The organism is Citromicrobium bathyomarinum, assembly GCA_001306305.2.
In the GTDB taxonomy this organism is placed as follows: Bacteria; Pseudomonadota; Alphaproteobacteria; order Sphingomonadales; family Sphingomonadaceae; genus Alteriqipengyuania; species Alteriqipengyuania bathyomarina.
In genome coordinates this window covers 2,473,501-2,494,772 of the sequence record CP155577.1, presented here as the reverse complement: position 1 = coordinate 2,494,772, position 21,272 = coordinate 2,473,501, and the positions used below count along the sequence as shown (strand labels likewise).

At 62.7% G+C, this 21,272-nt stretch carries 23 protein-coding genes; 7 read left to right on the top strand and 16 right to left on the bottom strand.

What is annotated here, in order from left to right:
• Window positions 1-246 precede the first annotated feature (246 nt).
• Window positions 247-1,239 carry a site-specific integrase gene (locus VO57_012500; GenBank protein ID XBL68950.1) on the top strand — a complete coding sequence of 331 codons (993 nt, stop codon included), beginning with the start codon at window positions 247-249 and terminating at the stop codon, window positions 1,237-1,239.
• Window positions 1,236-2,417: a site-specific integrase gene (locus tag VO57_012495; GenBank protein ID XBL68949.1), complete on the top strand. Its 1,182-nt coding sequence runs from the start codon at window positions 1,236-1,238 to the stop codon at window positions 2,415-2,417. Before VO57_012500 ends, VO57_012495 begins: the two co-directional genes overlap by 4 nt.
• 273 nt (window positions 2,418-2,690) lie before the next feature.
• Here VO57_012495 and VO57_012490 read toward each other — a convergent pair whose 3' ends face one another.
• Both VO57_012490 and VO57_012485 read right to left on the bottom strand, forming a co-directional pair.
• Window positions 2,691-4,277 carry an AarF/UbiB family protein gene (locus VO57_012490; protein XBL68948.1) on the bottom strand — a complete coding sequence of 529 codons (1,587 nt, stop codon included), beginning with the start codon at window positions 4,275-4,277 and terminating at the stop codon, window positions 2,691-2,693.
• 4 nt (window positions 4,278-4,281) lie between these two features.
• Complete coding sequence (locus tag VO57_012485) at window positions 4,282-4,773, bottom strand: MarR family transcriptional regulator (GenBank protein ID XBL68947.1); 492 nt, start codon at window positions 4,771-4,773, stop codon at window positions 4,282-4,284.
• Window positions 4,774-4,898: 125 nt separating this feature from the next.
• Here VO57_012485 and VO57_012480 point away from each other — a divergent pair, with 125 nt between their 5' ends.
• The 3 genes from VO57_012480 to VO57_012470 are packed head-to-tail and all read left to right on the top strand — an operon-like array spanning window position 4,899 to window position 9,065.
• Window positions 4,899-6,026, top strand: a complete 1,128-nt coding sequence (locus tag VO57_012480) for an HlyD family secretion protein (protein ID XBL68946.1) — start codon at window positions 4,899-4,901, stop codon at window positions 6,024-6,026.
• Entirely contained in the window at window positions 6,023-7,594 is a 1,572-nt protein-coding gene (locus VO57_012475) for an MDR family MFS transporter (protein XBL68945.1), read from the top strand. The genes VO57_012480 and VO57_012475 overlap by 4 nt, the downstream gene beginning before the upstream one ends.
• A 10-nt stretch (window positions 7,595-7,604) precedes the next feature.
• Window positions 7,605-9,065, top strand: a complete 1,461-nt coding sequence (locus VO57_012470; protein ID XBL68944.1) for an efflux transporter outer membrane subunit — start codon at window positions 7,605-7,607, stop codon at window positions 9,063-9,065.
• On the opposite strand, the gene VO57_012465 is transcribed toward VO57_012470, so the two are convergent.
• The 14 genes from VO57_012465 to VO57_012400 all read right to left on the bottom strand — a co-directional run bounded on the left by VO57_012465 (window position 8,995) and on the right by VO57_012400 (window position 19,854).
• Window positions 8,995-9,489, bottom strand: coding sequence for a hotdog fold thioesterase (locus VO57_012465; protein ID XBL68943.1), 495 nt, complete (start codon window positions 9,487-9,489; stop codon window positions 8,995-8,997). The two genes, VO57_012470 and VO57_012465, sit on opposite strands and share 71 nt — an antisense overlap.
• Complete coding sequence (locus VO57_012460; GenBank protein ID XBL68942.1) at window positions 9,486-10,391, bottom strand: alpha/beta hydrolase; 906 nt, start codon at window positions 10,389-10,391, stop codon at window positions 9,486-9,488. Before VO57_012460 ends, VO57_012465 begins: the two co-directional genes overlap by 4 nt.
• Before the next feature lie 232 nt (window positions 10,392-10,623).
• Window positions 10,624-11,367, bottom strand: coding sequence for a DUF4145 domain-containing protein (locus tag VO57_012455; GenBank protein XBL68941.1), 744 nt, complete (start codon window positions 11,365-11,367; stop codon window positions 10,624-10,626).
• Window positions 11,368-11,570: 203 nt separating this feature from the next.
• Window positions 11,571-11,801, bottom strand: coding sequence for a hypothetical protein (locus VO57_012450; GenBank protein XBL68940.1), 231 nt, complete (start codon window positions 11,799-11,801; stop codon window positions 11,571-11,573).
• 4 nt (window positions 11,802-11,805) lie between these two features.
• The gene (locus VO57_012445) at window positions 11,806-12,165 is read right to left on the bottom strand and encodes a TrbI F-type domain-containing protein (GenBank protein ID XBL68939.1); all 360 of its coding nucleotides are present in this window, start codon (window positions 12,163-12,165) and stop codon (window positions 11,806-11,808) included.
• On the bottom strand, window positions 12,158-12,565 hold the full coding sequence (locus VO57_012440) for a hypothetical protein (GenBank protein XBL68938.1): 408 nt from the start codon (window positions 12,563-12,565) through the stop codon (window positions 12,158-12,160). Before VO57_012440 ends, VO57_012445 begins: the two co-directional genes overlap by 8 nt.
• Complete coding sequence (traC, locus tag VO57_012435; GenBank protein ID XBL68937.1) at window positions 12,562-15,111, bottom strand: type IV secretion system protein TraC; 2,550 nt, start codon at window positions 15,109-15,111, stop codon at window positions 12,562-12,564. Before traC ends, VO57_012440 begins: the two co-directional genes overlap by 4 nt.
• Window positions 15,108-15,722 carry a hypothetical protein gene (locus VO57_012430; protein XBL68936.1) on the bottom strand — a complete coding sequence of 205 codons (615 nt, stop codon included), beginning with the start codon at window positions 15,720-15,722 and terminating at the stop codon, window positions 15,108-15,110. The genes traC and VO57_012430 overlap by 4 nt, the downstream gene beginning before the upstream one ends.
• Window positions 15,719-16,588: a DsbC family protein gene (locus tag VO57_012425; GenBank protein XBL68935.1), complete on the bottom strand. Its 870-nt coding sequence runs from the start codon at window positions 16,586-16,588 to the stop codon at window positions 15,719-15,721. Before VO57_012425 ends, VO57_012430 begins: the two co-directional genes overlap by 4 nt.
• Complete coding sequence (locus VO57_012420) at window positions 16,585-17,880, bottom strand: TraB/VirB10 family protein (GenBank protein XBL68934.1); 1,296 nt, start codon at window positions 17,878-17,880, stop codon at window positions 16,585-16,587. Before VO57_012420 ends, VO57_012425 begins: the two co-directional genes overlap by 4 nt.
• The gene (locus tag VO57_012415; GenBank protein ID XBL68933.1) at window positions 17,880-18,635 is read right to left on the bottom strand and encodes a type-F conjugative transfer system secretin TraK; all 756 of its coding nucleotides are present in this window, start codon (window positions 18,633-18,635) and stop codon (window positions 17,880-17,882) included. Before VO57_012415 ends, VO57_012420 begins: the two co-directional genes overlap by 1 nt.
• The gene (locus tag VO57_012410) at window positions 18,632-19,201 is read right to left on the bottom strand and encodes a type IV conjugative transfer system protein TraE (GenBank protein ID XBL68932.1); all 570 of its coding nucleotides are present in this window, start codon (window positions 19,199-19,201) and stop codon (window positions 18,632-18,634) included. The genes VO57_012415 and VO57_012410 overlap by 4 nt, the downstream gene beginning before the upstream one ends.
• Window positions 19,202-19,213: 12 nt before the next feature.
• Window positions 19,214-19,501, bottom strand: a complete 288-nt coding sequence (gene traL / locus VO57_012405; GenBank protein XBL68931.1) for a type IV conjugative transfer system protein TraL — start codon at window positions 19,499-19,501, stop codon at window positions 19,214-19,216.
• Between the two features lie 26 nt (window positions 19,502-19,527).
• A complete protein-coding gene (locus tag VO57_012400; protein ID XBL68930.1) occupies window positions 19,528-19,854 on the bottom strand; it encodes a hypothetical protein in 327 nt (108 codons plus the stop codon).
• 362 nt (window positions 19,855-20,216) lie between these two features.
• On the opposite strand from VO57_012400, the gene VO57_012395 reads away from it, so the two are divergent.
• Together VO57_012395 and VO57_012390 are read left to right on the top strand one after the other, a co-directional pair.
• Window positions 20,217-20,690, top strand: coding sequence for a hypothetical protein (locus VO57_012395; GenBank protein ID XBL68929.1), 474 nt, complete (start codon window positions 20,217-20,219; stop codon window positions 20,688-20,690).
• On the top strand, window positions 20,674-20,928 hold the full coding sequence (locus VO57_012390) for an AlpA family transcriptional regulator (GenBank protein XBL68928.1): 255 nt from the start codon (window positions 20,674-20,676) through the stop codon (window positions 20,926-20,928). The genes VO57_012395 and VO57_012390 overlap by 17 nt, the downstream gene beginning before the upstream one ends.
• Window positions 20,929-21,272 lie beyond the last annotated feature (344 nt).

Genomic DNA, 21,272 nt, shown 5'->3' with positions numbered 1-21,272 from the left:
CAAAACCTAGTAAAAACAGATAGTTCGAAATTTCTAACCCACCGGCAATCTGTGGGTGGGCAAGGCACAGCCGTCACACACAAACGCCAATCCAATAAGCTGAAACTGACCGGTCATGTGGCCCGTCGAGCCTCACTTCCGCTCGGGATTACATGGGATAATGAACTGCCTGGCTTCGGACTGCGCAAGCGCAAGTCCGGACACCTTAGCTGGATAGTGAAGTACAGGCCCCGAGGCGTGCAGAGGATGGTGACGCTGGGACGCGCGGGAGTGGCGGCAGGTGCGCTGGGCGCTCCCGCCGCGCGCGCTGCCGCGCGCAGATTGCTCATCAGGGCTACGCTTGCCGACCTGCCGTCTGCGCCCGAGCAGAAAAAGGTCCCGCTCTTTGTCGACTTCGCCGAGGAATTCTGGACCGACTATTCGCCGCACTGGAAGCCGTCGACCAGGACGAGCTCGCGCTCGCGCATCGATCAGCTGCTCATTCCGCATTTCGGCGAACTTCCGGTCGACATGATCGCACGGTCAGACATCAACCGCTGGCGCGACACCATGACAAAGAGGGAAGGGAGCTTCAATCGCACCATCCCGATCATGTCTGTCATGATGCAGTATGCGGAAAAGCTCGGGTATCGCGCCAAATGCTCCAACCCGTGTCGCGGTGTGTCCCGCTTCAAGCGCGAGCTCCCGGAGCGCTACCTTTCCGCCGACGAATACCGCAGGCTCGGGCGCGCGTTGGCCAATCACGAGTTTGCGAACCCGTTCGTGATCCCCGCGCTTCTCTTGCTCGTTTACACGGGTGCACGTGCTTCGGAGATTGCGACCTTGCGCTGGCGCTACGTCCAGATTCCTCGACTTGCGCTACCCGACAGCAAGACCGGCCCGAAGACCATTTATCTCAACCCGCAAGCGATCGAAATTCTGAGTGGCCTCGACCGCCGGGCCGACGACCAGCTTGTCTTTCCGGCGTTGCATCGGGAGGGACCAATCAATCTTGGAGAACACTGGATCAGGATCAGGCGCAAGGCCGCTCTTCCCGATGTCCGGCTCCACGATCTTCGCCACAGCTTTGCCTCAGCGGCCATTGCCAAGGGCATTCCACTCGCGACCATCGGCAAGCTGTTGGGGCACGCGCTTCCCGAGACGACCGCGCGCTATGCGCATCTTGCAGACGACATCATCTCGGAGAGCGCCGACCGGATTTGTTCGAGCCTCGCCGGTGCGCTGGGCATCGCGGCGTGACCGGATACGATCTGAAGCATATCCTGGCCGAGGAACTCGCGCGCGTTGTTCCGGGAGAGGCTGGGAAGCGCCGGACGAGGTTTGACTACGTGCTTCCGGGCTTTGGCGAGCGCATCCACCGCTCAGGACGCAAGAGCTACGTCCTCCAGCGGACCATCGGTGGCAAGCAGCGGTTGATAACGATCGGCGATGCCGCCATCCTTACCGAGCGCATCGCGAAGGATGTTGCCCGCCGGCTGATCCTCCGGATCGAGCTCGGGCAGAACCCGGCAGACAAGAAGAAGCGCGGCACGAAGACGCCGACCTATGCGGCGTTCCTTCAGTCGTATTGGGATGTGGCGGCACCGACCTGGAAGAAGTCCACGCGCGAGATCCAGGACATCTACCGCCGCACCCATCTCGACCATGCGTTTGCGGGCAAGTTCATCGACGAGATCGATCATGCCGATGCGGTGCGCTGGCACGCGGAGGTAACGCGCTCGGCAGGGCCGGGCGCGGCAAACCGCGCCATGGAAATTCTGAAAGCCATGTTCGCCAAGGCCGAGGCCTGGGGCTATATTCCGGAGCATTCAAACCCCTTTCGAGGCGTGAAGAAGAACAGGGGGCGCAAGATCGAACGGTTTCTGAGCGACGCCGAGATGGCGCGGCTCGGGAAAGCCCTTGTCGACCGACGCGCTGACCAGCCCGTCGAGGCGGCGGTAGTCACACTGCTCACGTTGACGGGATGCCGACGCGGCGAAATCCTCAACCTCACCTGGGGCGAGGTTCAGGGGCGGAAGCTCAAACTGACCGATTCCAAGACAGGTCCGCGCATCGTCTGGCTTGGCCAGGAGGCGAGGGCGGTGCTCGATGGATTGCCGCGTGGGAAGAAGGATGAGCTAGTGTTTCCGTTCAAGGGGCAGTCGGTTTCAGCGATCGACTGGTTCTGGCGCAAGCTTCGGCGTGATGCCGGTCTGGATGACGTCAGGCTCCACGATCTGAGGCACAACTATGCCAGCCTGGCAGCGCGATCATCCGAGACTTTGCCGATGATTGGAAGCCTCCTTGGCCACAGGCAGGTTTCGACAACAGCTCGGTATGCACACTTGGATGATACCTCCCTCCTTGAGGCTGCGACCGAAATTGGTGATGAAATCGCGTGCAGACTGGCGCTATCCGAAGCCCCCTGGCGTCAGTGAGATTTCGCGCTCCAGAGATTCGAATTCAATGTCGTGGGGTCTAATTCGCTTGGCAGCAATGCGCCCTAATAGCGGCCATAAAGTCAGGCGAGGACAAGCCTGAAAGCTGCCGTTCCATAGTTTCGTCTGATTGAGGAAAATAAGCCTTCAATCGCAATAGGTCGAAAAATTTTTTTCGCGATGCGTCTTGGTCGCTGAAGTGCGGCGTATGAAATCCTCATTAAGTTCGGCTTTGCCGTAACGTGACCGTGCACGAATTAAGTTGCTCCTTCATTATGATTTTCGGATGAGCACCACCCCAGCAATCACAAGCGCGCCGCCAGCCAGAAGCCAGGATTGATCGACAAGCAATGCGCTAGCCACGATCAATGCGGCAGCTAGAGGGCCTTTCAAGGACTGACGCTCATTGCGAAGTCCTGCGAGTTGCTCGATACTGAGCGGATCGAGCTGAACCGGCACATATCCTGACTTTGCGATCGAGTTCGCAGTGGCAAGTATGTCGGGCAAGGACGCCGACAACCCCAGCAGCTGACCGCGAAGTTTCTTCAAACCCGACCGAGCGCTAGCGAGCGAGAACCGCTCGGCGAAAAGCTCCGTCATGATCGGCCGGGTGTCCTCGGCAATGTTATAGTCGGGTGCCAGTGATCGGACGACACCCTCTGCCGTAAGCAAGGTACGCAGAAGAATGGCCAGATCAGGTGGCAGAACCAGTCGATAATCCCGCAACAGGTCGAAAACGCGGGAAAAAATCTGCGAGAACTCGATGCCAGATAGCACGGTTCCCCTGAACTCTCCGATCAACTGATCCAGATCCACCGCGAGCGCATCGCGATCCACCTTCGGCTCCCCCGCCCATGCGAGCAGGACATTCGCGACATCGCTGGTTTTCTCACCAGCAATCGCAAGCACGAGGCGGACGATCTCGTCGCGCCTGGCCTTGGTGAGCGTCCCGACTGATCCGAAGTCGATGAAGCCGACATCCTGCTCGCCGATCAGGAAGACGTTACCCGGATGGGGGTCGCCGTGAAATTCGCCGTTCAGGATGATCATCCGCAGGACAGCGTTGGCATAGCTTTTAGCGAAAGCCGCCACCCGCGGGTCGCCCGATGGGCTGCCCAGCGAAGACGCGGGCCTGCCGTACAGGCGTTCCTGAACGTTCACCCGCAGCCCGGTCAGTTCCCAATGGATGGCCGGGGTCCTGACGCCGATGGTATCGAGATATGCGCCGATCCGCTCGCAGGCTCGGGATTCCGCAGCGAGGTCCATCTCCCAGGCAAGATTGCGGCCGAAGGTCCGCAGAAACTCGACTGGCCGGTAACGCGCGATGTCAGGAGAGCGTGCTTCTGCGATCTCGGCAAGACGCACAAGCAGACGCACATCGGCTTCCATCCGCGCGGCGGTGCCCGGGCGTCGAACCTTCACGATGACCTTGCTACCGTCCCTTAGCTCGGCGGAATAGGTCTGTGCAATCGAGGCGGACGCCAAAGGCTTTTCGTCGAACTGCGCAAAGTCGTTCCGCCAGTCCTCACCCCAGCTTGAAGCAAGTACGGGCTCGATATCTGCGAAGCGCACTGGCGACACCTGATCGTGCAGGGTTGAGAATGCCGTGATCCAGTGTTCGGTGAACAGATCGCTTCGGGTGGCGAGGAGCTGCCCCAGTTTTATGCCGACTGGCCCGATGTCACGGAGGAACGCGACAACTGCGGCCGGGCGAAATTCGCGAGGGTCGATGACATTGTTCGAAGAGGGAATAAACCCGAGGGCTCCGGCGAGATTCTTCGCTCCGTGCCTCATTAGGATTCGGCCAATCTCCGCGGCGCGAGCGATGCTGCCGATAGGCTTTTCCGGGGGCGATGCCATGATTTTATTCAGCCTCGGCACGGTGTTGGTCCAGATTTTCCGATACCCTTTCAAGAATCTGCTGCAGCGTTCGCTTCTCGTCGGCGGCAATGTCGCGCCAAAGCAGATCATGAAGCCTATCCGCGGAGCCTCTCAGTTCGGGCAGCAGATCGTCAAGCTGCTCCGTGAGGATGAGCTGCCACGCTCGCCGATCCGTCTCAGCTCGAAGCCTTTTCATCAGCCCGCGTGCGCAAAGACCTGCAACCGCCTGGCCGATGGTCGCCGATTCCAGTTCCAGTTTCTTGGCGATTTCAGCCTGCGTAAGGGCAGGATCGCGAAGAAGTTGTCCGATGATCCTCCACTGTGTCTGATTGAGACCGATCCTGGCGACCCTCGCATCGTACACTCTGCGCGCGCCGCGACTGATCTCGTCCATAAGATAGAGAATGCGGTCATTATCGGTGATGACCTTCTGCCGACGCTGAGACCGTGACATGGTATCTGGTTTTTCATCCATAGCGCTGTGTAGTCGGATAGCCTCGGATGCCCAAATGCAAACTGCTAAATGCCTTTACTATTTGACTCACGGCTCATAGGGCGCGAGACGCGTTCACCTTTTACTGAGGCTGCCGAAAGAGTCAGATGACCGATAACTCCAACCAACCGGAGCAGGAGGGCACAACCCCAACGAAACCGCAATCGCGGCGTGGCTTGCGCATCGTGCTAATCATCGTTGGTCTTGCCGTGCTGCTTGGCGGGATCTGGTGGTACTACCGGCACGTAACCTACGGACAGTACATGCAGTCGACCGATAACGCCTATGTCGCTGCCGACAGCGTCGTTATCTCTTCCAAGGTAGCGGGATACGTCGAAGAGGTCTTCGTGGGGGAGAACGAGCAGGTTGCTCGCGGCGGAGCCCTCGTACAACTGGATTTGCGGGATTATCAGGCGCAAGCGCAACAGGCGCGCGCGCAGATCGCTGCGACCCTGGCCGGTGCCGACACAATCCGTTCTCAGGTAGCCGAACAGGATGCAGCCATTCGCCAGGCGCGGGCCCAACTCGCCGCCGCGCGCGCAGCACTGGACCTCGCGAACGACCAGGTGGCGCGATATCGGCCCCTTGCCGCGACAGGAGCCGAACCGCGGGAAAAGCTAGACCAGTATGAGGCGCAGGCGCGGCAGGCGCGGGCCGAACTCGCCGCTGCGCAGGCGGCGGTGGCTGCCGCGACCGCTCGCCGGGGGACCCTGTTCGAGCAGATCAGCCAGACCCAGGCGCAGGCGGACGCGGCCCGCGCTCAGCTGGAAACAGCCGACCTTACGGTTGAATCGACCTTGCTGCGCGCCAGCAAGGCCGGCCGCGTCGGCGATCTCTCGGTGAGGGTGGGCCAGTTCGTGCAACCGGGTCAACGTTTGATGACGGTGGTTCCGGTGAGCGCGATCTACGTGACCGCGAACTTCAAAGAAACGCAGGTCGGCCTCATCCGGGCCGGCCAGAGCGTCAGGCTCGAAGTTGACGCCCTGCCAGGCCTTGAGATCGCGGGACGAGTGGTCAGCATATCGCCGGGAACGGGCGCGGAATTTTCCATCCTCCCCCCCGAAAATGCCACCGGCAACTTTACCAAGATCGTTCAACGGATACCCGTCCGCATCGCTATCGATGCTCCCCCTGAAGTGCGGCGTCTGCTCGTTCCCGGCATGTCGGTAGTGGCTACGGTCGACACCCGGAATGCTGCCGGCGAATTGGAAGAGATCTCGAGTCGGACTCAATGACCGAGATACTGGCAGCGCAGGACACTTCGATCGGGCCGGCCGGGAGCCGAAAGAACGCAGACGTGACTGCCTGGGTCGCTGTGGCCGCGGGCGCGCTCGGCGCCATGCTCGCGACGCTGGACATATCAATCGTCAATTCCGCACTCCCCGTCATTCAGGGCGAGATCGGTGCCACAGGCGCCGAAGGCACCTGGATTGCTACGTCATTTCTCGTTGCTGAAATCGTCGTCATTCCGCTGAGCGCTTGGCTGGAACGGCTGTTCGGTCTGCGAACCCTCCTCATCATCGCTGTCAGCGCGTTCACCGCATTTTCGGTGCTATGCGGTGTAGCCACCGACCTTACGACCATGATCATCGGCCGAACGGGCCAGGGCTTCATGGGCGGAGTCCTCATTCCGACCGCAATGACTATTGTGGCTAAACGATTGCCGCCGCACCAACAGCCCATCGGAATGGCCCTGTTCGGCATGACTGTGGTTCTTGGCCCCGTGATGGGGCCATTGATCGGCGGCTGGCTGACCGAGAACCTGAGCTGGCACTATGCCTTTTTCGTCAATGTGCCAGTCTGCGCAATCCTGCTGCTCCTGCTGTTTATCGGGCTGCCTCACGAGAAGCCCAAGTGGGAATATCTCACGGACGCCGATTGGGCTGGCATTCTCGGGCTGATCCTCGGACTGGGCGGTCTGACTGTTGTACTCGAGGAAGGGCACCGTGAAGAATGGTTCGAGTCCTCACTCATTCGCTGGCTAACGGTGGTGACCATTATCGGCTTTGCCTGTTTGATTTACGGACAAGTGAAAGCACGCAAGCCGGTCTTGAAGTTGCAGCTCCTGTTCAATCGACAGTTCGCCAGCGTCGCGATCATGGCTCTCGCCCTGGGCATGGTGATGTATGGTTCAACCTACGTTATCCCCCAGTTCCTCGCGATCATCTCTGACTATAATGCTTTTCAGACGGGACTGGTCATCTTCTGGATGGGTGTCCCGGCCTTTCTCCTGATGCCGGTTCTGCCCCTGATGATCCGCAAGGTGGACATCCGCATTGCCGTCGGCACCGGAATGCTGCTGATGGCGATCAGCTGCTTTGTCAGCACGAGTCTGACCGCGGAATCCGGCGGCGCAGTCTTCACTGAAAGTCAGCTTATCCGCGGGGCCGGAATGATACTTGCGATGATGTTCCTGAATCAGGCAACGGTTGCGTCGGTGGCCAAGGAAGACGCGGGCGATGCCTCGGGCATTTTCAACGCGGCCCGCAATCTCGGTGGCTCTTTCGCTCTTTCGGCTCTGGCATCGTTCCAGGACCAGCGGATCTGGCATCATAGCCGGCGGATGGAAGAGACCCTGAATGCGAACAGCGTTTCGCTACAGGCCTATCTCGAAGGGCTGGCGCGAAACTTCGGCGGCATGGAGGGGGCGATGGCCGTCCTGAGCCGCACCCTCCAACGCGAGGCGTTCATAATGACCTACAATGATGTGTTCCTGGTTATGGGGATTCTGACCCTCGCGACGGTTCCGCTGGTCCTCTTCCTGAGGCCGCTTCCAAAAAATGTCTCCCTTTCGATGCACTGAGCCCTACACGATGCGCCACTTGCTACCTCCGCTTGTCACTATCGCCTTGCTAGCTGGATGCACGGCAGGGCCCGATTATGCAGGCCCCCCGGAAGTTATGTCAGCAGACACGGGCACTCGCTTTGTGCGCGCTGGCAGTGATGTGAGCGCATCTGATCCGGTTGTCGCTCGATGGTGGCTGCTGCTCGGCGATCCCGAGTTGACGCGGCTGGTGGAGGCTGCGCTGTCCGGCAATCCCTCGCTCGCCGCAGCGCAGGCGCGCATTGCTCAGGCACGGGCATCCATCAGGCAAGACCGTGCGGGTCGAATGCCATCGCTTGGGGCACAGGCCACCACCGTGCAGGGCCGGCTTCCTGGTCTCGACCTTCAAGGCGGGGCGCCCCCCCCGTCAGAGCAAACCAATTCCGACGCAGAAACCGATGACTCGCTCAGCTTTTACAATGTGGGCCTTAACGCCAACTGGGAGCTGGAGTTTGCCGGTGGCTCGCGCAGGCGCATTGAGGCCAGCAATGCCCAAGCTGCTGCAACGGTGGCCAATGCAGAGGACGCTAAGGTCCAGTTGACTGCCCAAGTGGCCAGCACCTACGTCAATTTGCGGGAGGCCCAATTCCGCGCAGAGCAATTTGAGGCGCAGATTTCGTTGCAGGAAGAGATCCTGGCGCTGACATACCAACGCTATCAGCGCGGTGCATTGCCGCTTTTCCCGGTAGGCACCGCGAATGCCGAACTGGAGGTGCTCAAGTCACAACTTGCCGAAGCTGAAGCGGATATCGCAGTCCTGTCTGATGCGCTCGCTATACTGACCGGACAGGTGCCGGGATCAGCTGATGCAGCGCTCACGACTGTGCGCTCCATTCCCATGCCGCCAGAGCAGGTCGCGATTGGCGATCCGGCAAGCCTGGTGGCGCGTCGGCCTGACATAAGGGCGGCCGAACGGTCTCTTGCCGCGTCGACGGCGCGGATCGGGGTGGCCGAGGCGGCGCGGTTCCCGAAATTGTCCTTCACAGGGATCCTGGGCCTCGGCGGATCCTCGTTGGACGACGTTGTCGATGTCGGCGAATTCTCCGCACTCGCGATCCCGCGCCTCCAGTGGAATTTTCTGGATTTCGGCAGGGTAGACGCTGCGATCGACCAAACCGGGGCGGCGCGCAACGAAGCAGTCGCCAATTACCAGCAGACGGTGCTTCTGGCACTGCAAGACGCCGAACGTGCCTTGGCTCGCTTCGGCCAGCAGCGTGTTGCGCTCGCTGCCAGTATGCAAATCAAGAAGCAGGCTGACGTCGCGGCGGACCTGAACCGCCAACGTTTTGCTGCAGGAGCGATCTCGAAGGCTGACCTCAACCGGGCCCTGCGAGAACAGCAGCAGGCCTCAGCAGACCTCGTCCGGGCAAAAGGCGCCCTTACGCTGGCGTGGATTGCGCTGCAGAAGTCGCTGGGCCTTGGGTGGCAAGAGCCTGTTCGAGATCAATAGTCCCGCCGCGCTGATCAATTGATCCGGTTGACGAGAAGTAGGCGCCCCTGCCGCTGGCGACCAACTTGCCGTCGGGCTCGAGAACCCGGGTTTCCGCCACCGAAATCTGTCGCCCGAGCTTCACGATCTGTCCGTGAGCAGTGAGAGGTCCTGAGGTTGCAGAACGGTGGTAATTGACATGCAGATCGGCCGTCGCTCTCGCCGCGACGCCCGCCGCAAGCAGAGTATAAAGCCCGGTGAGGTCGACCAGTGAAGCCAGGATCCCTCCATGCGCCGACCCAATCATAGGGTTCGACACGATCTCTTCGCGCCATGGCATGGTGATCGCGATTCCCTGGTCGGAGCATGTTGCAATCTCCAGCCCAAGCCATCGGTGAAACGGCGCTATATGCAGCATTTCCTGCAAGCGCTCTCGATCGATCATAGCTCCCTCGTCCCCTGTGGCTGAGCCGTATCGCGAGAGTGATGGCGCCCTAGGAAATCGACGATAGCGGCGGAAAAGGCATCGTTCGCATCGCCCACGACCATGTGCGTGGCATCGGCAATATCGGTGTATTCTGCATGGGGGACGAGTTGTCGCAGATGCAAAACGGCCTCTTCGGAAACAAGATCGCTAGAGCCGCCTCGGATGAGGTGAAGCGGAAGCGTGAGATTCGCCGCAGCTTGGCTCAGCATTGCCGATTGACGTTCTTGGCTGTCTGGGTCGCCTTGTCTGGCTGACATTATATTACGGATAAACACAGGGTCCCAGTGCCAATAGAAGCGCCCATCCGGCTTCTGCCTCAGATAGTTTTTCAGACCATCGCTCGCGCCCCGCCTGGGACGATGCGGCATGTAGCGAGCGATCACGTCGGCCGCCTCCTCTGGTGAGGCGAAGCCGCTATCGACATGCTCTTCCATGAAACCAACCACGCGCATCACACCGCTAGGCTCCATGCGCGGGGCAATGTCGACCAATGTGAGTGAAGCAAAGCTACCTGGAGCAAGCTCCCCTGCGGCAATCAGTCCGGCGAGCCCGCCCAGTGAAGCGCCGACCAGCGCTGGCTTCTGGTCCAGGCGCGACGCTGCAGCGACCAGATCCGCCGCGAAGTCGCGCATTTCATAAGCTCCGCATGGCAACCAATCGCTGTCTCCGTGACCGCGCATGTCGAAGGCGATTGCGCGAAAGCCGGCTTGAGCCAGCTCGCTGACCACCCTTCTCCACGCGCGCCGTGTCTGCCCGCCGCCGTGCGCAAGAAGGACGGGTATGGCGTAGGCATCCCCCTCAGCCTCGGCTGTAAGAGAAATTGCGCCTGCGCCCTCAATCGTAAAGGTTTCTCTCGCCATCACTGGATGGTAGGAAAGGCGCGCTAAATAGTAAACCGATTTACTTTGTGGCTCTCGGCTCCGTGTTGGCTGTCCTGCAAGTGCGTTTTAACGACGGCAAAAGTCTATTCCAAGAGGGGTTTCTCCAGACCATTCTCTAATGCACCGGCTTGCGATTCGGTCAGCAGTCGCTGTCCGCTTAATCCGCTCAAAGATATAAAAGCTGCCTTTCCGCTTCCGGCCCCAATTGTGGTCAGGGAGTAGTCTTCTTCCCAACGGCGAGCAGCCGCTCGGGTTTTGCGGGAATACTTTTCTTGATGCCTAATGCCTTCTGGCCGACGATAAAAGCGCGATGGAGGAACACCTCTAGCGATGAGAGCAGTTCGGAAACCTCCTGACTGTCGGGCTCCCAGCCGCGATGCGCAGCCGCATTACCCGCATCCGTAACAACGCCGAGGATGTCCCGCTCAGTTTGCCCGATCCACCCTCCGTTGCGCAGCTCGTTCAGTTTCTCATCAAATGTCTTGGCCGGGTCGATGCCGATGACTTCGGTTGCACGGTCCAGTGCCGTTCTGAGTCCTATCGCCGTGAGGATGTGTGCCTGGTTGTCGTGCGCTACGTACATCTGGCTCAGGATATTGCGCAGCTGGGGGTCAGCCTTTTGCATGGCGTCGAACCATACCGGCTTCGTCTTGGCCTCTGGCTTCGGATAAGTTTGTATCTCCCTCGGATGCTCATACTGCTCCTGCCCCGCCGCATCGTAGTAGTGATCGGTGTCTTCGCTGTTCCAGCTGGAAGTTTCGTAGAAGACCGTCTCGCACCCTTGACATTCGAGCAGAGAGTGGTCGACACCGCCGTTGACCGAATGGCCATATTGCTTGTCCTCCCAGTCCCAAGCCTTGTAGATCGAGCCGTGGATTTCGCAGGTGCGCTCGCCATCGCAGGTGGGACAGTGCCCCTTCTTCGTTGCGTTTGTTGCTGTTGGTGTCGTGGCCATAGAGCCCGATAGCGAGCACTGACGAACTTTTCCAACAGTGTGCGTGTAAGTCGGCGCATCCTAAGTCCGCTTTTTGGGTTTGGCCGCTCTAGAGCCGCCATTCTGCTTCCGGCCCACAGTCAGCCAATGGAGTTCGGTTGCGGAAAGGTCAGGAAGTGCGCCGGTTGCGGACTTTAGCAGTGACAGCAAAAACCTAGAGTAGTTCAGTCACCAGTGTCATCGCTTAGATCTAACCCGGGTGGAGGGGCCAGCGGCATGCGGGGCGGGGCCGTGCGCCACATGAGAGCAACTTCCTCGTCGGTCAGGCCATAGGCGCGCTCGACCATGGCAGCGAGGCTGCGCTCATGGGCCAGCAATTCGATCCGTGCCTGCCGGGCAGGCTCGGCGGTCTCGGCAAACGCTTCGCGCAGCCGACGGAGTTGGGTCGGGGTCAAGCCTTCACGTTTGGGCAGGGCGGCGCGGACCGCTGAGAGTCGCGTCTTCGGCTGCCCCGGCGAGCACGGCTTCGGCGACGAGCACCACGCGGCCATCGCGGCCCATGTCGGCAACAGCGCTTTCGGCGGCCTTTAGGTAGGCAAGGCTAGCCGCCTGGACGACCGCCGGATCGGCATCGGCGCGCGCGGCTTCCTCGACGAAGGTGCCGATGGTCTCGGCAAGCCGGACCGTGACGATCCGCTGCTTGGGCGCGGCAGTGACCTGCTGCGTGATCCACGCACACCACAGGAGCGCGGCAACGAGCAACGCTACGGCGAGGAGTTTCGGGCCCAGCTGGCGCATCGGGAGGTTCAGTCTAGCCATGGCGAGGAGATCCTTCGGAGAGGCGGCGGTCGAGGCTGCGCAGGAAGCTTGGCAGGCGCAGCAAGGCGAGACCGCCGGAAGCGATGAGGAAGGCGATCTGGAGGTCCTGCGCAAAGAAGCGGCGCGCGACAGGTTCAGCGGTGCGGTAATGGTCGGCAAGATTGCCGAGCTGCGCGAACAGCGCCGTGAGGTCCCAGCCTGCTACAGCCAGGAACACGAACAGCGGCAGGCCGAGGACCAGCAGCAGTGTGCTCGCCGCGAAGCCTGCCGCTTCGATCAGCACCAGGCAGGTGCCCTGGAACAGTGCCAGCCAGTCGGTCTGCCGATGCTTGTCGCGGGCTCGTCTGACTGACGGAAGCGGCACGCGATCTACGAGCGTGGTGGTCTCGAGCACCATCATGCGCCTCCTTCCACGCCCGCGACGAGCGCGACCGCGCGTTCCAGCGGCATGCCATTTTCGACATGGCGGTGGATTGCGGCATAGGTGTCGGGATCGGAGGAGAAGATCGTCGCGGAGAGCGGATCGAGCACGAGCCGCCCGACCGCTTCGACCTCGGGACCCTTCAGGTAGATCTCGCTGTACTCGGTGCCCGAGCGCTTGAGGCTGCGGATCAGCGTCTCGGTGCGGTCGTCCATGTCGAGCCGCGCTTCCTTCCGGAAATCGGCGATCGTCTCGGGCTTCTGCTGAAGCACGAGCATCCAGTCGCTGTTCTCGAGCGCGGCGCGCGCGCCATCGGACTTGTAATAGTCGTTCAAGGACTGGGTGGCGGTCGCCAGCGCGCCGCCGTATTTGCGCGCGGTGCGGGCGTAGGTCTCGACGAACTCGCCCATCGAGCCGCCCTTGAGCATCGCCCAGGCCTCGTCGATCAGCAGCAGCTTCTTGGTGGCTCGCGACGAGCGCGTCATCGCCTGGCCGGTCATGAACATGATCGCCGAGAGCACAACGCTTCTGAGTTCCTCGCGACTTGCAAGGTCGCTCATTTCGAAGACGGTGAAATCGTCCTCGAGCGCGAAACTCTCTTTGCCTGAGAAGAACCCGGCATAGCTGCCGCCCCGGCAGAAGGGCGCGATCGCGGTCGCCAGGTCCTTGCCCGCCTCGTTCTCGCTCTGATGGAGGGCATGCGCGACGTCGTCGATCGCGCCGCCGCTGCCGAGCGCATTCCAGACGTGTGTGACCGCGCGGTCGATGAGTCCGCGTTCGGTGTCCGAGGGGGCGGCGCTTGGCCGCGCCATCTGGCCGACGATCGCCTTGATCATCGCAAAGCAGTCGAGCCGGTAGTCCTCATCCTCGTGCGCACGGACATCGTCGACCATCGAAAACGGGTTGAGCGAAAAGCCCGAGGCGAGGGTGAACTCGACGAAGCGGCCGCCCTGCAGTTTGACCGAATGCTCGAAGCTGCGCCCGTCGTCGATCACCACGACCTTGGCGCCGGCTCCGCGCAGCGCGGCGCAGAGCTCCTGCAGCAGCACCGACTTGCCCGAACCCGACTTGCCGCAGATCGCGATATTGTGGTTGCCGGCCTTGTTCTCGAACGGCGACCAGAAGAAGGGCTGGCCGCGGCGTCCGAGCAACAGCAGGTGCGGAATCTCGCCGCCGAGATACTCGCCCTGGAGCGGGGCGATGTTCGCCGCGGTGGTCGAGAGCATAGTGCGAAATCGCTTGAGGCGCGCAAGATCGTGGACGAGCCCGTCGGCGAGGCTCAGCGGGAATGCCGCGACCAGGCCCTGCAGCTGGAGGAACCGCTCGTCGGCAAGGTCCCAACCGGCGGCCTTGTAGATCGCCTTGACCGTGCGTTCGTGCGCATCGCCGTCCCCCAGCGGCGAGATAGTGGTGAGGCCGTAGAAGAGTTTCACCAGCTTTTTGCCGGCCTGGAGCTCGGCCTGGACGTGCTTCCACTCGGCCGATTGCTCGCCAAGCCTGGGGAGGAAGCGCGCGCTCTTCGTCTCCGAAAGGCTGGTGGTGCGCATGAACTTGTAGCCCGCACGCGCCGAGGCCGCTTCCTGGTCGGGATAGTGGAGGCACAGCATGGTTGCGGCAGGACAGGGAAAGCGCAGTTTGTCGGTGAACATGTCGCCGATGAGACGCGCGCATTCCCACGGCGCCCAGCGTTCGGGCGTCGAGCGTACGCCGTAATGGCGCACATCAAAGCGGTCGGGATAGCAGGTGCCCATCTGGGGTACGCCATCGCGGCTACGTCCGGTCTCCCGGAACCGCTCGGTTCGGAGGATCAGCCGGTCGTCCTCGACCTCGAGTTCGATATCGCGGCGGATCGCCTGGACGTTGAGCGTGTCCTCGCGGTTCCAGTGGGTGAGATCGGGCTCGCGCGCAGTTGTCGGAGAGGTGAGCTCGTCGATCAGCGCGAGAAGTCCGGCCGGTTCGAGCCTGTTCGATGCAAGACCGAGCGAGTTCAGCATCCCCGCCATCCCGTCGCGGCATTCGGTGAGTTCTGCATCGGTGACGTTTCCGGGCACCGGAACGCCAAGCGAAAGCACGAGACGCACATGGCGCGCATGGAACGGGGCGTGTGCCGAGCCCGACTTCCAGACGAGGTCGTAGAGACGGTAGGTCCGCGCCTTGGCGATGGCTTCGTAGATCCCGCCCTGCTCGTAACGCGGCGCGAACCAGGGGCCAACGATGGCGCCGATGCGCGGGGACGCGAAGTTCAGGACCTGGAGGCAGGCGCCTTGCGGCAGGCTCTCGGAGAAGAATTGCCCGAGGATCTCGCCGGTGCGCTCGTCCGCCCCGATCAGCGGGGTCACTTCGAGGACGAAGCCCTTCGAATGCGCATTGCGGTAGAGGCCCGGTCCTTCGTCGTAGACGCGGTAGGGGAGCCAGTCCGAGAGCATGTCGAGCGCGAAGCAAGGCCGGGCATGGTCGGCCTGCCGTGCATCGCCGAACAGGCCCGAGAGCAGCGCATCGCGCGCGGAAGCGAGCGAAAGGTTCATCGGCTCTCTCCTTCGGGTTCGCCGGGCGAAACAGGGTGGGGCACCCGGCCGGGGGAGGGGGGACGGCCAGGTGCCCCGGTGACCGGCGCCGAAACGCCGGCCTGCGCTTCCGGAACCTGGGAGGGGATAACCAGGACCTCGGGCAGCTGCAGGGGAGGGGAATCGATGACAGGCGCACTCTCCTGGCCTGTCGGTGCAGGCGGCGTTCGCGCACTGTCGCCCGCGCGTCCGAGCGCGCGGAGCACTTCGCCGGTCGAGCGCGGGGCATGCCAGCTCTCGGCGGGATGATCGGGCAGCGCGACATGGACGACGCGCGCCTCGTGGTCCCGGCCCGCCGCGTCGCGATAGGCAGCGATGACGATCCGCAGCGACCGGGCGCTCGCCAAGCGCGGGCCAGTCGGGAGAGGAGGCTGATTGGTCGCAACGCCCGGAGCTGAACCGATGCCAGCTTCGCCGAGCGCCGCACTGTCGATCAGCGTGGTGGGCGCGCAGCTGCCCTCGGGCGCGCGGCAGTCGAAGTCTCCTTTGACATTGCCGCCGAGCGTGGCGCATCCGGCGATGCTCGCGGCAAGGCCTACAGCCGCGATTGCCCTCAAGTGACGCGCGCTCATTGGCCTGCTCCGGGGCGCTGGTTGGCGAAGCGGTGGAGCGCCCGGGCGTCGCGGTAGCCGTGCAGCACTGCGCCATCGCTTGCGCGCACGATCACCGGGGTCCCGGCAAAGCCGTTGGCATGAGCAAAGGCCTCGTTGGCGTCGAGCGCACGGATCGCCTTGCAGCTGGCGGGGCGCGGCACGTGCTTGCCGGTATAGGCATCGTGTAGCGCCGCGACCGGATCGCTGGCGCAAAGGACACTTTCCGAAAGGCGCCGGCTCGCCGCACCGAAGATCGAGATCGGCCGTTCCTCGACCAGTACGCCCGCCTGCTCGAGTTCGCCGGTGAGCTTCTTGCAGTAGCCGCACTGGAAATCGGAGAAGACCACGAGCCGCGGACCCTTGGGGTTGCCCCAGCGGATCGCCCCCTCACGAGGGAGCTGCGAGAGGTCGACCTTTGCCTTGGCCGGTGCGGGCGGGGCTTCGCTGCCTGAAGCTTCGGTGCGGCCCGAAGCGCGCGCGGCTCCGGCGGCGAGCAAGTCGGGATTGAGCTCGAGCAGGCGCGTCGCGGTGACGTCGCGCCGCTCTGCGAGATCGTAGAGCCTCCCGACGAAGAGATAGCGCGCGGCTTGGTCGGTGTAGAACAGCGTCTCTCCCGAGACGACCTCGCACCACGGCGCGAAGCTTGTGCAGTCGAGCGCGTCGATCGGAGTTTTCGGGAGCCTGAGCTTGAGCGCCTGGACGACATCGCGGGCAATGGCGGCCTGCGCGGGCATGGCGGTCAGCACGGCAACGCCGCTGGTGAGGAGGGCGGCTGCGCTGGCGGCAGCAAGCGAAATGTGCGCGGCGCGGGCTTTCAGGCCCGGCCGATGGTGGGAAAAATTCATTGGTCTGTGCTCCGGACATGGACGCCGTCGAGGAAGACGATCTCGACCTGGATGCCGGTCGGCATCTCGACGACGGGTTGGTACTGTTCTGCGCGTTCGATGAGATATTTGCTGACCGTGTCGGCGGCTTCGCCCGCGCCCTGGCCGAAGCCGCCCGCTAGGATGTCGGTTGGCGAGAGCGCCTCGCGCTTGCCGTCGCTGCCGATCTGCCCGGCAAAGACACCGTTGGCGTTGGCCGAAAATCCGCGTCCGAACCCGCCGACGATCCCGGCCAGCAGCGCCTGGCTGACAAGGCTGCCTTCGCGGCTGACGACACGGCCGCGCACGCCGGACTTGCCGGCAAAGGCGATGAACCCCTTGACCTCGCTCACCGCGTAGCGCCCGCCGGGCTGCGCGCAGGTCATGCGCACCAGCTTGACATAGACCTTCTCGGCCGAGAGGTCGCCGCGTGCCGCGCCGTTGACGAGGCAGCCGGTGAGATCGGTCGTAAGCAGGCGATTGCCCTTCAGCACCGAGCGCGCGGGGCCGGTGATGCGCAGCACCACGGGCAGCGGATCGCTCTGGCTGGTAACCCCGGTCGAGGCATCGACCCCGACGATCACGGTTGCCGGCGCGTAGCTGTTGGGCGGCAGGTAGTCGCGGCTCGCCTCGAGCAGCAGCTGCGGCGCATTGGCGTCGACCTTCTTGCTTGCCGCGCCGGACTTTTCGCCGGTGAAGCTCACCAGGCTCGCCTTTGGCTCGGCCATGGGGCCAGCGCTTGGATCGAGGGCGGCGGGTGCGGCGCCCGGTGCGCGGGGATCGAGCGGGGCGACGGGCGCGACCGGAGGATTGGCGCGCTGGGTCTCGAGTTCGGAGCGCAGCGCCGCGTTCTCGGCCGAGATCGCGTCGATCGCCGCCTGGCCGTCGCTCAGCATCCGCGCGTTCTCGCCGCGCAGCGTCTCGAGTTCCTGCTCGATCGAGGCCTTGGGGAGCTGGCTCGCCTGGAGGTCCTTGATCGCGCGGCCCTGCGCATCGAGCCGGTTGCCGTAGACGGCTACGAACTCTCGGCTAGCGAGGTTGCGGTTGACCAGCGCGCCGGTCTCGATCGTGGTCGAACCCGCGCCTTCTCCATCCTCCGCGTCGTCGTCGCCAAAGATAAACATCGAACCGGCAATGAGCGCGACCCCGCCGATGCCTGCGAGGAGCAGCTTCTGGCGCTGCGCGACGGTCTTGTTCAGGTCGCGTCGGGCTTCGGAGCGGCTTTCGTCGCGCGGCTGCTCTGCGGCAGTTGTCGGGGTTTCGGTGTCGGCCATTATTCGAGCCCTCCCTTGGCGAAGACGAGGAAGGCCTGGGTGGTCTCGCCGGGGGCGATCGTGTCGCGGCCAAAGGCAAAGGCGAGCGCGCCTGCGGGAGCCTCGCGTTCGCTGGAGAGGTTGATAGGTGCGGGGCCAAGATTACGCAGCGTGAAGGCCTGGCCGGTGAGCTCGGCGCCCTCGTATTCAGCGACCTGCTGGACCTCGAGGCTGTCGGTGCGGCGCGGGCGCGCGAGCTCGGCGCGCGCCCGGAAACCGGGCAGCACAGCATCGCTCGCCATCGCCTCGATCAGGCGGATCGCAGCCTCCTCCCGGGTTGGGGCTTGGCTTTCCCAGTCGGCAGCATCTGGCCTTGCGAGCGAAGGGTTGGTGACGAAGAGCTGGCTCGCGTCCTCGCCATCGACGCGGCAGGCGAACTTGTAGACGTAGCCCGCGTTGCTGGTGGCAAAGAAGCTGACCTTCGCACTCGCATATTGCAGCGGCACCGAGACGTAGATGTCGCCGCGGACCGGCTCGTGGGTCACCTCGAAATCGTTGTAGGGATAGCCGCTCGCCATCTTGGAGACATTGGCGAAGCCGTCGTTGACGAGCGCGATGCGGGTCAGCGCGCCGCGTGCGAGCACGCAGTCGATCGCTGCGCCGTCGGCGGCTTCGACGAACTGGTCGGCATGCGCTGCGGTAGCATAGGCGCAGCTTGCGGCGGCGAGCGCCACGCCGGTCAGCGCGGCAGGGAAGGGGCGGGACAGGAGCGTCATGGGTTCTCCTCCTCGTTTTCGGTTGGGAGCTGGCGGAAGCCGGTCAGACCGAGGCTGAGGCCGCGGCGGTTCCAGCTGAACTCGAAGCGGCGCTGCTGGCTGGCGATCACCTGCGCGCCGACGAAGGTCTTGAGCGTGCCCGTAACGACTGCGGTGAGCGCGTTCGGATCGACTTCCATCCGCGAAATCACGAAGGCCTGGCTGATGTCCGAGCCGCGCTGCTCGTCGACGATCTTGACGAGCTCGGCCTTGAGGCTCCCGTGCGCGGCCGGATCGGCCACTTTGAGGACCTGCTCCATCCAGTAGTCGAGGCTTTCGGGTGCGCGGTTGAGCAGCATCAGCGCGGTGTCGCGGGTGACGAGCTCGAGATAGTGCGCATCGGTTGCGTCGCTCCCGAGCGTCAGTCGTTCGGATGTCACGGGGACGAGGATCACGCTCTCGTCGCGCGTTGCCGCGGCGCCCACGGCGAGCAGGCTGGTAAGCCCCAGCACTGCTGCAAGCGCCGCGAAGCGATTGCGTTGGCGCAAGTGCCGCTGCGCTTCCTCGTAGGCGAATTCGTGTTTCATGGATGGCCTCCCTCAGCCTGCGAGCAGGCGGCAATGGGAGGGCGGCGTGGCTTTCAGCCCGAGGAAACTCCCCGGCAGGTACCAGTACGCAGCATGCACCAGTTTCGACCCTGCACCTGAAGCTTTGGCCTTTCGAAGGGCGAACCAGGTGAGCCCGGACAGAGCTGTGCCGATGATGATGTGCTGTGCAAGGATGCCCCAGGCGAAGGGGATGAGAAGTCCCGCAAACTCGTCGATGGTCCAGAAGCCGATGAGCTCCGGATCGTCGAGCCGCCGTGGAACGAGGTACCTGTCGGCCATGCCGCCCTCCCGTCGCTAGCTGCGGCTCAGATGACCGCAGTGACGACCGAGGTGACGATCGGCACGCCGGTGCCGACGCCGATCCCGACGCCCACCGGCACCGCGACCTGGCCGAGCGCGAAGCGGCCCGAGGCAAGCGCGATGAGACCGCCGGCAAGGCTCAAAACGGTGATGATCTTGCCGCCCGAGCCTTCGAGGAAGTCGGTGAACTTCTGCAGCGCCGGGTCAAAGGTCGTGTCGGCGCCGGCGTAAGCGGCGCCCGCACAAGCCAGCGCGATAGCTGCAGGGAGCAGGTAGTCGCGGGCGCGGATGCCGCTCTTGGAAGCGGCGGGGAGGGCGAGGGTCTTGGTCATCGAGGAACTCCGTTTGAACATTGGTCAGCGATATGTTCGCTGTATGTTCCTTCCTCGATTAATCGGCGGGGTGTAGGAAAACGCAAACGTGCAGATGCGCCAGGAGCGGCAAGAAAATTCGTCGATCTTGGCGCTTCGGGACGGTTTTCGAGCGGGCAGGTCGAGATTCTCGCAGCAGCTTGCCGGATTCTGCGCCAGCGTTGCTCGATTTTGCGCAAGCTCTGCCGACATCTGCGCGAATCACGGGAAGGGACACTCGGCGTTCTTCCTATCGGTTCCTTTTATGTTCTTTTCGTTTTCCTACAGAGTGTGTCTCGTCATAGCGTCGGCGGATGAGAGATTCGCTATCAGGAAAACCGCCAATGAAGGAAACCGAACACCAGCGCCTGGCAGAGGAATCAGCCTCGGTCTCCGATCCGGTCTGCGCCATTCTCGAAGAGGCTGTGCGACAGAGCGGTCGGACACGTCACGAGATCGGCATGCGCAGTGCAATCCATAAAGATGCCCTGCGCCGCATCCTTGCCGGCACCCGCTCGCCCTCGCTGAAAGAAGCCCTTGCGATCCTCGACGCAGCCGGATCACAGGCCTCCACCAGCCTCGTCTTGTGCCTGGTGGGAGACCACGCGCGCGGTCGCGAATGGATTGGGGAGCCGGTCGAAGAGTTCATCGAGGCCTTTCTCACTGAACTTCCAGTGGCCCTAGAAAGGCAATTGGGAAACCAGATTCACGATATCCGGCCCCGGTGGGCGAAAGGTGCAGCTCATCGAGTGGCAAGACTGATCTCCGATCACCTCGAAGATATTGACCGAAGAGACGAGCATGTCTTCGCTCACTGATTGGACGGGGCTTGAACGCTCGCCCAACGCGTCAACCGATCCGGCGGTCAGTAGTGATCGGCTCATCCGCTTGCCGGAAGTGATGCGTAAGGTCGGTTTAAAAAGGACAGCAATCTACGAGCGTATGAAGAGAGGCTGTTTTCCGAAATCCCGTTCTCTCGGGCCGCGCTGCACGGTCTGGCTGGAGACTGAGGTCGACGAGTGGATCAGGTCGGTGATCGACGCCGCCGATAGCTGATGGGACGTTCGTCGAACTTTTCCCGGAATTTCTCGCGCAAATAGGGCGACGAAGGGAAGGCGCCAAAGCGAGCCCATCAAGTTCACATTTCCTGACGCTTGTCTTCATCTCTCGACTTTCGGCAAACTCGGTCGCTCCCAAAATGTAGCGCGGACGACTTGATGTCGTCCAAGCACCTTATTGCAAAAGGTCGGTCGAAGGGTCTTCGAGCAAAGCTTAAAGGATTGTGTCCCTGTAGATGGGGAATGAGCCGCCGGACAAAAGGCATCACTAGGGACGCTGGAAACGAGGATTCTCTAACACCTGAGTGGGTCATCGCCCTGCGGTGAGCTGCGTCACTCGTG

Bases quoted from the DNA above. Each gene is read 5' to 3' on its own strand.
- VO57_012500 (XBL68950.1), top strand. From the start codon at position 247: ATGGTGACGCTGGGACGCGCGGGAGTGGCGGCAGGTGCGCTGGGCGCT.
- VO57_012490 (XBL68948.1), bottom strand. From the start codon at position 4,277: ATGGCATCGCCCCCGGAAAAGCCTATCGGCAGCATCGCTCGCGCCGCG.
- VO57_012485 (XBL68947.1), bottom strand. From the start codon at position 4,773: ATGGATGAAAAACCAGATACCATGTCACGGTCTCAGCGTCGGCAGAAG.
- VO57_012480 (XBL68946.1), top strand. From the start codon at position 4,899: ATGACCGATAACTCCAACCAACCGGAGCAGGAGGGCACAACCCCAACG.
- VO57_012475 (XBL68945.1), top strand. From the start codon at position 6,023: ATGACCGAGATACTGGCAGCGCAGGACACTTCGATCGGGCCGGCCGGG.
- VO57_012470 (XBL68944.1), top strand. From the start codon at position 7,605: ATGCGCCACTTGCTACCTCCGCTTGTCACTATCGCCTTGCTAGCTGGA.
- VO57_012465 (XBL68943.1), bottom strand. From the start codon at position 9,489: ATGATCGATCGAGAGCGCTTGCAGGAAATGCTGCATATAGCGCCGTTT.
- VO57_012460 (XBL68942.1), bottom strand. From the start codon at position 10,391: ATGGCGAGAGAAACCTTTACGATTGAGGGCGCAGGCGCAATTTCTCTT.
- VO57_012455 (XBL68941.1), bottom strand. From the start codon at position 11,367: ATGGCCACGACACCAACAGCAACAAACGCAACGAAGAAGGGGCACTGT.
- VO57_012445 (XBL68939.1), bottom strand. From the start codon at position 12,165: ATGGCTAGACTGAACCTCCCGATGCGCCAGCTGGGCCCGAAACTCCTC.
- VO57_012440 (XBL68938.1), bottom strand. From the start codon at position 12,565: ATGATGGTGCTCGAGACCACCACGCTCGTAGATCGCGTGCCGCTTCCG.
- traC (XBL68937.1), bottom strand. From the start codon at position 15,111: ATGAACCTTTCGCTCGCTTCCGCGCGCGATGCGCTGCTCTCGGGCCTG.
- VO57_012430 (XBL68936.1), bottom strand. From the start codon at position 15,722: ATGAGCGCGCGTCACTTGAGGGCAATCGCGGCTGTAGGCCTTGCCGCG.
- VO57_012425 (XBL68935.1), bottom strand. From the start codon at position 16,588: ATGAATTTTTCCCACCATCGGCCGGGCCTGAAAGCCCGCGCCGCGCAC.
- VO57_012420 (XBL68934.1), bottom strand. From the start codon at position 17,880: ATGGCCGACACCGAAACCCCGACAACTGCCGCAGAGCAGCCGCGCGAC.
- VO57_012415 (XBL68933.1), bottom strand. From the start codon at position 18,635: ATGACGCTCCTGTCCCGCCCCTTCCCTGCCGCGCTGACCGGCGTGGCG.
- VO57_012410 (XBL68932.1), bottom strand. From the start codon at position 19,201: ATGAAACACGAATTCGCCTACGAGGAAGCGCAGCGGCACTTGCGCCAA.
- traL (XBL68931.1), bottom strand. From the start codon at position 19,501: ATGGCCGACAGGTACCTCGTTCCACGGCGGCTCGACGATCCGGAGCTC.
- VO57_012400 (XBL68930.1), bottom strand. From the start codon at position 19,854: ATGACCAAGACCCTCGCCCTCCCCGCCGCTTCCAAGAGCGGCATCCGC.
- VO57_012395 (XBL68929.1), top strand. From the start codon at position 20,217: ATGAAGGAAACCGAACACCAGCGCCTGGCAGAGGAATCAGCCTCGGTC.
- VO57_012390 (XBL68928.1), top strand. From the start codon at position 20,674: ATGTCTTCGCTCACTGATTGGACGGGGCTTGAACGCTCGCCCAACGCG.